A 12,632-nucleotide genomic window follows, 5' to 3' on the forward strand; every position below is an offset into this window, starting at 1 on the left:
GAGCCCGCACCACCGTCCGAGCGTGCGCCGGGGCCCGCGCGGGCCGAGCTCGGGCGCCGGGGCCGCGCTCCTGGCCGGGGTGGCCGTCGGCGTGACCGGCGCCGTGCTGACGTTCGCCGAACCCGGTCCGCCGCTGCGCGCCCCGCTCACCTCCTTCTTCCTGCTGGCCGCCCCCGGCGCGGCGCTCGCCGTCGCGCTGCGCGGGCTGGACCCGCTGAGCCGGTCGGCAGTCGCGCTCGCCGGCTCGATCGCCGTCAACCTGCTGGTCGCCCAGGTGATGCTGGCCACCAGGAGCTGGTCGGTGCGCGGCGGCGTGACCGCGATCGCCGTCCTCAGCACCCTGGCGCTGCTGACCACCGCCCTGGGGGCCCGCGCCCGGCGGCGCGGCGCGGGCGGTGCCACCGCCGCGGACTCCGGCCCCGCCCGAGAGAGGACCGATGGACACCGACGTCTGCAGACCCGGCGAGCTGACCCAGGCTGACCGGGAGGCCTGGAGCGCGCTCCAGGCCTCGGCCGCCGGGAGCGGCCAGCCCGAGCTGGCGAACCCCTTCCTGGCCCCCGAGTTCACGGTCGCCGTGGGCCAGGTGCGGCGGGACACGCGGGTGGCCGTGATACGCGGCGGGGGCTCCTCCGCCACCGGGAGTCCGGCGGCGTTCCTGCCCTTCCAGCGCTCGCGGTCGGGCGTCGGACGCGCCGTCGGACTCGGCCTGTCGGACTGCCAGGGCATGGTGGCCGCACCCGGCTTCCACTGCGACGCCCCCGGGCTGCTGCGGGCCTGCGGGCTCGCGGTGTGGGAGTTCGACCATCTCGTCTCGGGGCCGCAACCGTTCGCCGGGTACGCCTCGGGCGCGTTCGCCTCCCCGGTCATCGACGTCGCGGACGGCCCGGAGGCGTTCTGGTCGGCGCTGCGTGCCCGTTCTCCCAACTTCACGCGCCGCACGCTCGCCAAAGGGCGCAAGCTGGGCCGCGAGGCCGGTGAGGTCGTCTACGTCCACGACGAGCGCGATCCGCGCATGCTCGAGGTGCTGCGGGGGTGGAAGTCGGCGCAGTACCGGCGCACGGGCCGCGGCGACCGCTTCGCGCGGCCGTGGATCGTCGAGCTGGTGGACCGTCTCTTCCACACCCGCACGGCCCGCTTCGCCGGTCAGCTCTCGGTGCTGTACGCGGGCGGGCGGCCGGTCGCGGCGCACTTCGGGCTGCGCTCAGACCGGGTGCTGTCCACCTGGTTCCCGGCCTACGACCCCGCCTACGGCAGGTACTCCCCCGGGCTGCTGCTGCATCTGCGCATGGCGGAGGCCTCCGCGGCCCAGGGGCTGGCCTCGGTGGACATGGGCCGTGGCACCAAGGCCTACAAGGACGCGCTGAAGTCCCGGGAGCTGACGGTGCACGAGGGCTGGGTGACACGGCGGCACCCCGTGGCCCTCGGCCGTCGGATGCACCGTGCACCGGTCCGCGCTCTGCGCAATGCCGTCGTCTCGCGACCGGAACTGTTCGGTCCTGCCGACAGGTTGCTCAAGCAGATCGGTAGTTTTCGCTCGAAAGGGCGAAAATAAGCATATTTACACTGAGCCATGGGTGGATGCCGCATGTGGTGTTCTACACTCCAAGCCGCCACAGAACGTCAGCTTCTGCCACACGCTCGGTTCGTCACACGGCCGCGCCCAACGGCCGCAGCGAAGCGTTCAACTCCCATCACCAGCCACACAGCCACCATCCGTTCCAGCCACCACACACCACAGAGGACCGCCGTCCGCGCGGCGCGATGCGGTGCCGCCCCAGGGAGGGGGCGTGTGCCGCGGGTCCACGCAGCGCGGACGGCGGTCGGGGGGTCAGGTCCGGGGTCCCAGCACAGCACCCGGGCCGCGGCGGCCCAGCCACGCCGCCCACCCGTGCCGGCGCCGCCCGGCGCCCGCCCCCTTCGCCTCGGGTAACCGCTCGGACCGGCCACGACGGCCGGTCCACCGGACGAGAGGGCCACACCGCTCATGAGTGTCTCCGTACTTCCGCCCACCGATCCGCCGCTGGCGCACTATCGGCCCGTCAGCTCGCATCTGGCCATCGCACCGCCCGTCAGCGTCGTCATCCCGGCCATGAACGAGGCCGAGAACCTTCCCTACGTCTTCAAGTCCCTGCCCGACTGGGTGCACGAGGTCGTCCTCGTCGACGGCAACTCCACCGACGACACGGTCGCCGTCGCCCGCGAGCTGCGCCCCGACATCGTCGTCGTACCCCAGCGCGGCAAGGGCAAGGGCAACGCGCTGATCAGCGGATTCGCCGCCTGCACCGGCGAGATCATCGTGATGGTCGACGCGGACGGCTCGGCCGACGGCGCAGAGATCGTCACCTACGTCTCCGCCCTCGTCGGCGGGGCCGACTTCGCCAAGGGCTCGCGCTTCGCCAACGGCGGCGGCACCGACGACATGACACCGCTGCGCAGACTGGGCAACCGTGCGCTCACCGCCGCCGTGAACGCCACGTTCGGCGCCCGCTACACCGACCTGTGCTACGGCTACAACGCCTTCTGGCGCCGCTGCCTGGACGACATCGCCCTGGACTGCTCGGGCTTCGAGGTCGAGACGCTCATGAACATCCGCGTCGTCAAGGCGGGGCTGCGGGTCCAGGAAGTGCCCAGCCACGAGTACGCCCGCATCCACGGCGCCAGCAACCTGCGCGCCGTCCGCGACGGGCTGCGGGTGCTCTCGGTCATCCTGCGCGAGCGCGGCGCGCGGCCGCGCGTCGGCCGGGCGGTCCGCCCCCGGGAGCGCCGCGGGTGAGCAGACCGGTGAACCGATTCGCCCACGCCTCGGCCACCGGCGGGTTCTCGGTGGTGATCTGCGTCTACACCGAGGAGCGCTGGAGCGACATCCTGGCCGCCGTCGCCTCCGTGCGGGCCCAGGAACTACCCGCCCACGAGCTGGTCCTCGTCGTCGACCACAACAGGCCGCTCCTGGAACGCCTCGTCCTGCACTACGCGGCCACGGCCGCCGTGCGGGTCCTGGCCAACACCGGACCGCGCGGCCTGTCCGCCGGACGCAACACCGGGATCGCCGCCGCCGTCGGCGAGTTCGTCGCCTTCCTCGACGACGACGCCGTGGCCGAGCCCGCCTGGCTCCGTCACTTCGCCGCCGCCTACACGGACCCCGCCGTCCTGGCGGTGGGCGGCCGCACCGAACCGCTGTGGTCCTCCGGCCGCCGGCCGCCCTGGTTCCCCGAGGAGCTGGACTGGACGGTCGGCTGCACCTACCGCGGCCACCCGCCGGGCCTGGTGCGGGTCCGCAACGTCCTGGGGGGCAACGCCTCGTTCCGCCGCGCCGCCCTCACCGCCGCGGGCGGCTTCACCACGGGCATCGGCCGGGACGGACGGCGGCTGCCGCTCGGCTGCGAGGAGACGGAACTGTGCATCCGGCTGGCCCGCGCCCACCCGGAGGCCGTGCTCCTCGTCGACGACCGGGCCGTCATCCGGCACCGCGTGCCCGCCGCCCGGCAGCGCCTGGGCTATGTGCGCACCCGCGCCTACGCCGAGGGCCTGTCCAAGGCGCTCGTCGCCCGCAGCGTCGGGGCCCGGGACGGGCTGGCCACCGAACGCCGCTACACCACCCGGGTGTTGCCGGCGGCCCTGGGCCGCGGGGTGCGGGACTTCGTGGCCGCCCGGCCGGGCGGGGCGGGCCGCGCCGTGGCCCTGCTCACCGGCCTCGGAGCCGCCGCGGCCGGCTACGCCGTGGGCACCCTGCGGGCCCACGGCGTAGCCGGGCCGCCGGACGCGGACCGGGCCGCACGGGAGGAGGAGCCACGGTGAACGGCCCGGTGCCGATCCTCATGTACCACAACGTGGCCCGCTTCCCCACCGCCGAGACGCTGCGGCTCTCGGTGTCTCCGGAGGCGTTCGCGGCACAGGTCGAGGCGCTCGCCGGCCGCGGGCACACCCCCCTCACGGCGGCCGGACTGGCGGCGGCGTGGCGCTCCGGCCGTCCGCTGCCCGAACGGCCGGTGCTGATCACGTTCGACGACGGCTACGCGGGCGTGCACCGCTACGCCCTGCCCGCCCTGCGCCGCCACGGCTTCCCCGCGACGCTCTTCGCCGCCACCGGATGGCTGCGCGGCCCCCGGCAGGACCAGGCGGCGCCGGACGCGATGCTGAGCTGGCCGCAGCTGCGGGAACTGGCCGCCGGCGGGGTGGAGATCGGCGGCCACAGCCACTCCCATCCACAACTCGACCAGCTCCCCGACGCCCGGCTGCGCCACGAGGTGCGGCACTGCCGCGCCCTGCTGGCCGACGCCCTGGGCCAGCCGCCGGTCTCCTTCGCCTACCCCTTCGGGTACTCCAGCCGCCGGGTGCGGGAGGCGGTGCGCTCCGCCGGCTTCGGCCAGGCGCTGGCCGTGCGGAACGCGCTGGCCGACCCGCGGCGGCAGGGCCCGTACGCGCTCGCCCGGCTCACCGTCCGACGCACCACGACACTCGCGGAGTTCACCCGCATGGTGGACGGCGTCGGCCTCGGCCGCGACTTCGCCCGGGACCGGCTGCTGACCCGCGGCTACGCGGTCGTGCGGCGGACCCGCGCGGCGGCGGGAAGGGCACGGCTCACCGGTGGCTGACGCCGCGACGAAGACCGCCCGGGAACCCGGGCCGCCCTCCCCGCAGGACGGACCGGGCCCGCCGCCGCAGGGCGCGGCGGAGCCCGGACGCCACCTCTTCCGCAACGCCTACGCCCTGATGCTCAACACCGGGGTCAGCGCGGTGCTCGGCCTGGGCTACTGGCTGGTGGCCGCCCGCTACTACACGGACGCGGCCGTCGGCCAGGGTTCGGCGGCCATCGCCGCGATGAAGCTGCTCGCCGGGCTGACCGCCGTCACCCTCCTGGGCGGCTTGGCCCGCTTCGTCCCGGTCGCGGGCCGCACGACCCGCGCCCTGGTGGTGCGCGTCTACGCGGGCAGCGCGGCGGTGGTCGCGGCCGCGGCCGTGCTCTTCGTCCTCACCCTGGGCCTGTGGGGGCCGTCCTTCCGGCTCCTGGACGGCTGGCTGCCCGGGCTCGGGTTCGTCCTCGCCGTCGTGGCCTGGTCGCTGCTCACCCTCCAGGACGGGGTGCTGACCGGGTTACGCAGCGCCGCCTGGGTGCCGGTGGGCAACACGGCCTTCTCCGTGACGAAGCTGGTCCTGCTGGTGGTGCTCGCGACCGCGGTCCCCACAGCGGGAGTGTTCGTCTCCTGGGCGGCGGCCATCGCCGTCTCCGTCCTCCCCCTCGGCTGGCTGGTGCTGCGTCGGCTCGTGCCCCGGCACATGGCCGCCACGGCGGCCGGCGCCCGCCCGTCCTCCTGGCGGGAGATGGGGCGCTTCCTGGCCGGGGACTCCACGGGCGCGCTGTTCTCGCTGGCCGTCGTCTACCTGGTGCCGGTGCTCGTCGCCGCGCGGGTCGACGCGGCGCAGAACGCGTACTTCTACATCACCGTCACCATCGCCGGCACGGTGAACCTCCTGGCCGTCAACATGGGTGCCTCACTGACCGTGGAGGGCGCGCACGACCCGGCGCTGCTCGCCGCCCACTGCCGGGCCGCGCTGCGCCGCATGCTGCGCGTCATGGTCCCGGTCTGCGCGGGGCTGTTCGTCTTCGCGCCGCAGATCCTCGGCGTCTTCGGCCCCGGCTACGCGGCCGAGGCCACCGGGCTGCTGCGCTGCTACGCCGTCGGAGCCCTGCTGCGGGTGGTGATCGAGGTGTACTTCGCGGTCCTGCGGGCCCGTAGCCGCACAGCCGGGCTCGCCTGGCTGCAGGGGGCGCTGTGCGCGCTGGTGCTGGTGCTGACGGTGGCGCTGCTGCCCCCGCTGGGGCTGGTCGGAGCGGGCCTGGCCGAGCTGGTCAGCCTCGGCGCCGTCGCACTGGTGGCGCTGGTACGGCTCCGGAGCGCGCTCGCCTCGGGTCCCGGTTCCGGTTCCGGTTCCCGTTCCGGCCCGCGTGTCCGCGGCCGCGCGAGGCCGCACCCCACGACGCCCGCGCCGGACGGTGACCTGGCCGACCTCCCCACCTCCCTGCTGCCGCACGGTCACCGGTGGCGGCTCCCGGGGCGCGGCCGCGTGCCCACCCCCGGCCCGCGGACGGCGCTGCTGTGGGCGGCGCCGGTCGCGGCGGCCGGCCTCTACTGGCTCCCGCTGCGCGGGCTGGGCGACCCCGAGCTGGACGCCATGGGCGGGCTCGGCCTCGTCTCGGTCCTGCCCGGGGCGACGCTGCTGGGGGCCGCGGCGCTCGTCGCCTGCTTCGCCCTCGCGCTGGCCCAGCCGCGCCAGCACCGTGCCCTCCTCACCGTCGTCCTGCTGCTCACCGTCGTCTGCCTGCACGCCGTTCCCGCTGTGGTGGAGGCGGAGCCCCGCTTCGCGACGGCGTGGCAGCACCTGGGCTTCCTCGACCTCATCGACCGGACGGGCGCCGCCGCCCCGGAGCTGGACGCCCGGTGGAGCTGGCCCGGCTTCTTCGCGCTGACGGCCTTCCTCGCCCAGGCCTGCGGCGTCGACGACCTGAGCGGGGTGCTGCGCTGGTGGCCGACCGCCGTGCAACTCCTGTGTCTCGTGCCCTTCGCGCTGCTGCTCCGCGCGGTGCGCGCGCACTGGCGGGCGAAGTGGTGCGCGGTCTGGTTCTTCGTGCTGACCGGCTGGGTGGGGCAGGACTACTTCTCGCCGCAGAGCCTGACCTACCTGCTCTACCTCGGGTTCGCCGCCGTCCTGCTGGTGTGGTTCCGGCCCGGCGCGGGGGAAGGGCGGAACGGGGCGCGCACGCCGGACCCGGGCCGGACGGGCCCGGCGGGCCGGAGGCCGGGCGAGGCGACGGTCCCGGCCCTTCCCGGCCCGACCCGGGCCGTGCTGCTGTGCGTGCTCCTCGTCCTGTTCGCGGCCGCCGTCTCGGCTCACCAGCTCACGCCGTTCGTGATGCTGGGACTCCTGTGCGGGCTGCTGGCGGCGCGGCGGCTCGCGCCCCGCGGGCTGCCGCTCGTCGCAGCGGTGCTGGTGGTGAGCTGGGTCGGCTTCCTCGCCGAGCCGTACTGGGTCGGCCACTTCGACGAACTCTTCGGCGGCCTGGGAGGTTTCGGCGGCAACGTGTCCTCCTCCGTCGCCGGGCGGATCGAGGGCGGCAGCGACGTCCACCGGCTCGTCCTGCACACCCGGGTGGGCCTGGCCGCCGGGCTGCTGGCCCTGGCCGCGGCGGGGCTGCTGCGCCGCCGCCGGGCGGGCTGGGCCGACCGCTGCCTGCCGGTGCTCACGGCGGTGCCGTTCCTGGCCTTCGCCCTCCAGTCCTACGGCGGCGAGATCGCGCTGCGGGTCTTCCTCTTCGCCGCCCCCGGCGCGTGCGTGCTGGCGGCGCTGGCGCTCTTCCCGCACCCGGAGGCCAAGCGGCCCGAAGCAGGGCGGCCCGAAGCAGGGCGGCCCGGAGCCGGGCGGCCCGGAGCCGGGCGATGGGCGGCTCCCGGAGCGGTGCTGCTGTGCGGACTGCTGCTCATGGGCGGCTTCCTGGTGGCCCGGTGGGGCAACGAGAGCTTCGAGCGGGTCCGTCCGGGCGAGGTCGCTGCCATGGAGCACGTGTACGCGCACGACCGGCCGTCGGCCGCGCTGCTGTGGCTGAGCACGGACCCGGAGGTCAACGTCACCCCGGCGCTGCCGTGGGGCGCGAAGGACATGGAACGGGTGCGCTACGTGCCGGTGCTCGCGCCCCGGGACCCGGAGCGCACGGACGCGCTCGTGACCGCTCTGCGGGCGGCCGGGCCGCGCGCCCGGCTGGTGGTGAACGCGGGCCAGTCGGCGTATCTGCGGCTGGACGCGGGTTACCCGGCGGGCTGGTCGGCCGCGTTGCGCGCCGCGCTGGACGGACGGCCCGAGCTGCGCCGGGTGTTCAGCGACCCCGACGCCGTCCTCTACGCGCTGCGCGAGCCGCCCCGGGATACACCGGCCGCCGTGGCCGGGACGGGGGCGGGCGCCCCGGGCCCGCTGGTGACCTGGGACAACGGGTCGGTGACGGGCGCGCTGTGCGCCGTGCTGGCTCTGGGTCTGCTGGCCTGGCGGGAGATGCTGCGGGCCGTCCTGCCGCCCGGTCCGCTGCGCTCGGCCCGGCTGTCGGCCCTGTGGTGGTTCACCATGCCGCTGCTCGTGGTGGCCCTCGGCTCGCTGCTGCTGCGGCTCGTGACGCTGGTGTGAGCCGCGGACCGGGCCGTCAGCTCTCCAGCCAGCGCACCTCGTAGCCGTCGAGGGTCAGCGACCGCCCCTCGACCCGGACCCGTACCGGGCCGGGCCGCTGGTTGACGGCGAGGACGGCCCGCTCGCTCGCGAGCAGCAGGACGCCCTCGGGCGGCTCGTCCGGCAGGCCGCGCAGCTCGGCCCCCGGACCGAAGGCGGCGGAGAACCGGGTGAGCAGGTCGAACAGGGACAGGGTGCCGCCGCCGTCCGCGTCGGCCGTCCCCGCCCACAGGCAGCCGGGGCAGCGGCCGCGCCGCGTCTGCGGGTTCCAGTAGAAGCCGGTGGTGGCTCCGCCGCGCACCATCGCGACGAGGGCGGAGGCGTGGGCGGCGACGCGCCGGGGTTCGCTCCAGCCGTCGCGACGGTCGCGCTCGTCCCCCCGCTCGACGTACCACTCGGCCCACCACACCGGCAGCCCCGTCTCCCGGCGCACCCAGCGCGTCACGTCCGTGAACATCTCCGTGGCGCCGAAGACGTCGGGGAGGAAGCGGCCGTCCTTGGTGTAGGCGGAGCCGTCCACGACGACGAAGTCGGCGCCGCGCTTGTGCGTGTTCCAGTAGCTGAGCGCGGCCGTCGACCGCCGGTCGACGCTGCCCCACGGGCCCCGCAGCGGGGAGGCGTACGGGCTGTCGTCCGGGTCCACGTTGTCCAGGACGACGTAGGGCCCGCCGACCAGCGCGTCGGGGCGGGCCCGCTTCACCGCCTCGTACACCAGGTTGTACAGCTGGGTGTAACCCTCGTGGTCCCAGCGGCCCTTGGCGTCGTCGAAGAAACCCTTCAGCTCGTTCCAGACCAGGAAGTGCCGCACCCGCGGATAGCGCCTGGCCACCGTGGCGGCGAGGCGGGCGAAGTCGGCGTAGTGCTCAGGCTTCGGGGCCTCCTCCAGGCGGCTCCAGTCCGTCTCTCCGGGGCGGCCGCCCTTCATCCAGTCGGGGGCGCAGCACAGGGTGAGGACCGGCACGCCGCGGGACTCCTCGACGAAGGCCATACGGCTGTCCAGCGCCTCGAAGTCGTAACGTCCCGGCGAGGGTTCGGGATTCTCCGCGCCCCAGCCCATCAGGTGCTGGGCCTGCGGCAGCCGGTGCGGGGCGAGGGCCTCGGCGACCCGGCCGACGGCCTCCTCCTCACCGGCGTCCGCGCTGTACCGGGTGTGGGTGAAGCCCCAGCCGAGCTCCGGCCGGGCGGGCCCCGGGGCGCCGGACTTCACGCCCGGCGGTCTGCCGTCGTCACGCCGGCCCGGCTGCGCGGCGCACAGGGCCAGCAGCAGGGCGAGGACGACGGCTCCCGCCGCAACGGCCCCGAACAGCCTTCCGCGGACCAACTGGCGTACCGCTGCGTGTTCTGTCACTCCCTCAGCGTAACGACGCGCCGGCGGGCCGGGGCGGGGAACGCTGCGGAAACACGCGTGCGCGGGACGGCCCGGTGCCGGATCATGGGCGGCATGCCCAACGCGCCTGAGGAGTCCCACGCCGCACCGACCGACGTCCGCCCGCCCGCACCCCGGCCCGGGGGAGCCGGGCTGCCCGCGGCCCGACCGCCGGAGGCGGGCCTGCCCGTCCGGCTCACCATGGACGACGCCGACTCCCCCGCCGACGTGATCGACGCGCTGTTCCTGACCCGTTTCGTCACCGGGGCCCAGCCCTTCGCCCAGGGCCGTTCGGTCGAGCGCACGAAGAAGACGAGCACCCTGATGCCGCCGGACGCCCGGGTGCTGCGGTCCTCCCGGGAGGGCGACCGCCGCTGCACGCTGGCCGAGGGCGAGGGGTGGACGGTGCTCGTCTCCCGCTGGCCCCGGCGCGCCGACGTGACCGTCACGGCCGTCAGCCAGGAACTCGCCGACGAGCGGCTGCGCCAGGCGCTCGACGGCGCCGAGGACGAGCCGGAGCCGCAACCCGACGACGTGGCCATGGGCTTCTGGTACGTCTCACCACTGCGCGGCGCCCACCGCACGACCCGCCGGATCTCGGCCGGTCCCTGGGAGGAGGTGCGCGGCAACTACACCGCGCCCGTCGCCGACGCGCTCGGCGACCTCATGAAGCTCACCCCCGACGACATCAGCGGGCGGCTGCTGCTGTTGCACGGCCCGCCGGGCACCGGGAAGACCTCGGCCCTGCGCACCCTCTCCCGCGCCTGGCGCGACTGGTGCCAGGTGGACTGCGTCCTGGATCCGGAGCGGCTGTTCAACGACATCGGCTACCTGATGGACATCGCCATCGGCGAGGACGACGGCGAGGGCGGCCCGGGGCGCTGGCGGCTGCTGCTCCTGGAGGACTGCGACGAGCTGATCCGCGGCGAGGCCAAGCACGCGGCCGGGCAGGCGCTGTCCCGGCTGCTGAACCTGACGGACGGTCTGCTCGGGCAGGGCCGCAACGTCCTGGTGGGCATCACCACCAACGAGGACCTGGAGCGGCTGCACCCCGCCGTCGTCCGGCCGGGACGCTGTCTCGCACGGGTCGAGGTCGGCCCGCTGACCCGCGCCGAGGCCGTGGGGTGGCTGGGTACCGCCGAGGGGATCGGCCCGGAGGGCGCCACGCTCGCGGAGCTGTACGCCCTGCGCCGCGGCTCGACGCCGGCCGGTGTCCCCGTGCAGAGCGGCCCCGCGGGGGAGGGGCTGTACCTGTGAGCCGCCGGCCGGTGGGTCAGTCGGCGTCGTAGACGGCGCGGAGCGCGTCGCGGACGGCGGTGAGCGCGGCGTCGTGGTCCAGCCCGAGGCGGTGGGCGTCGTGGGCGTACCGCTGGGCCGCGCTCGCGGCGCCCCGGGCGGCGGCGTCCGCGGCGGCGGCCACGAAGGTGCCCGCCCGGCCGCGGGTCTCGATCACGCCGTCGCTCTCCAGGACGCGGTAGGCCTTGGCCACCGTGTTGGCCGCGAGTTCGAGCTCGGCGGCCAGGCCGCGCACGGTCGGCAGCCGGTAGCCGACGGGCAGCCGTCCCGAGCGGGCCTGCTCGGCGATCTGGGCACGCAGCTGCTCGTAGGGGGCGGCGGCCGACGACGGGTCGATGGTGACGTGCAGGGCCAAGGGGCTCTCCAGCGGGCGGTGTTCGGGGACGGCGGTCCGGGGCGGCGCCGGGTCGCGGTGCCTGGGCTCCCGCCCATGACCTTAACTCCCGTCCGTGACACCGGGGATACGCGCATGCCTCCCGGCAGGGTGCCGGGGCCGGCGCCGGGGCGGGACGGCGACGGGCCCGGGAGGCGCGGCACCGCGTCTCCCGGGCCCGTCGGCCGGAGTGCCCACCGGTCAGTGGCGGCACCAGGGGATGTAGTTGAGGTTCTTCACGTAGCGGGCGGTCACCCAGCCCTTGTGGTGAGCGAGCTTGTACCAGCGCGGGTTGCCCTTGATGGTCTGGCCGTTCACCTTGCAGATGATCTTGACCTTGGCGCCGTAGGGGAGGCCGCCGACGATCTTGGAGTGGGTGGTGGGCTTCTTGCGGATGTTCAGGCCGGTCCGGGCGATGACCTTGCCCCAGCGGGCGTGGGCCGCGGCCTCGGCGGTGTGGTCGGCGGTCTCCTCGACCACACCGGCGGCCGCCGGAGCGGTCTGGGTGGTCGTCGCCTTCGCCTCCTCGTCACCGGCCAGGGCGGGCGCGGCACCGAGCACGCTGAGCGTCAGGGCGCCGGCCGTCAGCGCGACGGTCGTCTTCACGGATTTCAGCACGGTCTCTCCTCCGATGTGAGCGGTCATCGGCGCACGGCTCCGGGAGCGGGCCTGGGGAAAGCCGTCGCCGGTCACCCCGGGCTCATGCGCCGCAACGAGCATGGGCGGACGACGGCGCGCGCTTCCGGTCGCCATTCCGACACCTCACCCGCCCGAGCGAGCCCGGCAGACCCGATGGAGTATCCGGCGGCCCCGTGGTGACCCGGTCAGCCTTGGGCGAGGGAGAGCAGCCTGGTCGCCGTGTTCCAGTTGCGGGCCGTGGCGACGACGCCGGCGCGCTCCACCGTCCGCGTCACCTTGGGGGCGAGCCGGGAGCGGCCGATCCCGTCCGGGCAGTGCAGGTAGACGGTGCGGCCGAGGAGCCGGAAGGAGTCGGGGGCGTGAGCGGACTCGTCGAGGTCGGCGAGGGGCGCGGGGCCGGGCGGGGCGGCGGAGAGGAAGAGGCAGTGCAGCGAGGCGGGACGGGCCACGGCCTCGGGGTACGGGTTGGCCGCGAGTTCGTCGGCCAGCTCCTTGGGGGTGCGCATGACCACGGGGACGTCGGTGCCGAACTCGGCCTCGATCGCGGCCGTCAGCTCCTCGGCGACCCGGGCGGGGGTGTGCTCGTCGGAGGCGGACAGAACGATGTTCCCGGTCTGGAGGTGGACCCGGACATCGGTGTAGCCGAGGGTCTCCGCGAGTTCACGCTGCCGGGCGGCGGAGATCCGGCGGTGGCCGCCGACGTTGACGCCGCGGAGCAGGGCGATGTGCCTGGTCGTCATGGGGGCAGC

11 protein-coding genes are annotated in these 12,632 nt (G+C 75.3%); 7 read left to right on the plus strand and 4 right to left on the minus strand.

What is annotated here, in order from left to right:
• The first annotated feature begins 22 nt into the window (after positions 1-22).
• From O7609_RS02005 to O7609_RS02030, 6 genes are all read left to right on the plus strand, one after another.
• Positions 23-481: a hypothetical protein gene (locus O7609_RS02005; protein WP_269742985.1), complete on the plus strand. Its 459-nt coding sequence runs from the start codon at positions 23-25 to the stop codon at positions 479-481.
• Positions 438-1,553, plus strand: a complete 1,116-nt coding sequence (locus O7609_RS02010) for a GNAT family N-acetyltransferase (RefSeq protein WP_269742986.1) — start codon at positions 438-440, stop codon at positions 1,551-1,553. The genes O7609_RS02005 and O7609_RS02010 overlap by 44 nt, the downstream gene beginning before the upstream one ends.
• 432 nt (positions 1,554-1,985) lie before the next feature.
• Positions 1,986-2,774: a glycosyltransferase family 2 protein gene (locus O7609_RS02015; protein ID WP_269733180.1), complete on the plus strand. Its 789-nt coding sequence runs from the start codon at positions 1,986-1,988 to the stop codon at positions 2,772-2,774.
• Between the two features lie 8 nt (positions 2,775-2,782).
• Entirely contained in the window at positions 2,783-3,796 is a 1,014-nt protein-coding gene (locus O7609_RS02020) for a glycosyltransferase family 2 protein (RefSeq protein ID WP_269742987.1), read from the plus strand.
• 20 nt (positions 3,797-3,816) lie between these two features.
• Positions 3,817-4,593 carry a polysaccharide deacetylase family protein gene (locus O7609_RS02025; protein WP_269736979.1) on the plus strand — a complete coding sequence of 259 codons (777 nt, stop codon included), beginning with the start codon at positions 3,817-3,819 and terminating at the stop codon, positions 4,591-4,593.
• Positions 4,586-8,170, plus strand: coding sequence for a lipopolysaccharide biosynthesis protein (locus O7609_RS02030; protein ID WP_443072024.1), 3,585 nt, complete (start codon positions 4,586-4,588; stop codon positions 8,168-8,170). The genes O7609_RS02025 and O7609_RS02030 overlap by 8 nt, the downstream gene beginning before the upstream one ends.
• A 16-nt stretch (positions 8,171-8,186) precedes the next feature.
• On the opposite strand, the gene O7609_RS02035 is transcribed toward O7609_RS02030, so the two are convergent.
• The gene (locus O7609_RS02035; protein ID WP_269742988.1) at positions 8,187-9,557 is read right to left on the minus strand and encodes a xylan 1,4-beta-xylosidase; all 1,371 of its coding nucleotides are present in this window, start codon (positions 9,555-9,557) and stop codon (positions 8,187-8,189) included.
• Between the two features lie 93 nt (positions 9,558-9,650).
• Here O7609_RS02035 and O7609_RS02040 point away from each other — a divergent pair, with 93 nt between their 5' ends.
• Positions 9,651-10,832 carry a DUF5925 domain-containing protein gene (locus O7609_RS02040; RefSeq protein WP_269733183.1) on the plus strand — a complete coding sequence of 394 codons (1,182 nt, stop codon included), beginning with the start codon at positions 9,651-9,653 and terminating at the stop codon, positions 10,830-10,832.
• Positions 10,833-10,848: 16 nt separating this feature from the next.
• On the opposite strand, the gene O7609_RS02045 is transcribed toward O7609_RS02040, so the two are convergent.
• The 3 genes from O7609_RS02045 to O7609_RS02055 form a co-directional block, all read right to left on the minus strand.
• Complete coding sequence (locus O7609_RS02045) at positions 10,849-11,226, minus strand: GntR family transcriptional regulator (RefSeq protein WP_269733184.1); 378 nt, start codon at positions 11,224-11,226, stop codon at positions 10,849-10,851.
• 219 nt (positions 11,227-11,445) lie between these two features.
• Complete coding sequence (locus O7609_RS02050; protein ID WP_269733185.1) at positions 11,446-11,862, minus strand: SH3 domain-containing protein; 417 nt, start codon at positions 11,860-11,862, stop codon at positions 11,446-11,448.
• Positions 11,863-12,068: 206 nt separating this feature from the next.
• Positions 12,069-12,623 carry a DUF1697 domain-containing protein gene (locus tag O7609_RS02055; RefSeq protein ID WP_269733186.1) on the minus strand — a complete coding sequence of 185 codons (555 nt, stop codon included), beginning with the start codon at positions 12,621-12,623 and terminating at the stop codon, positions 12,069-12,071.
• Positions 12,624-12,632 lie beyond the last annotated feature (9 nt).

It is taken from the genome of Streptomyces sp. WMMC1477, from assembly GCF_027460245.1.
Lineage (GTDB): Bacteria > Actinomycetota > Actinomycetes > Streptomycetales > Streptomycetaceae > Streptomyces.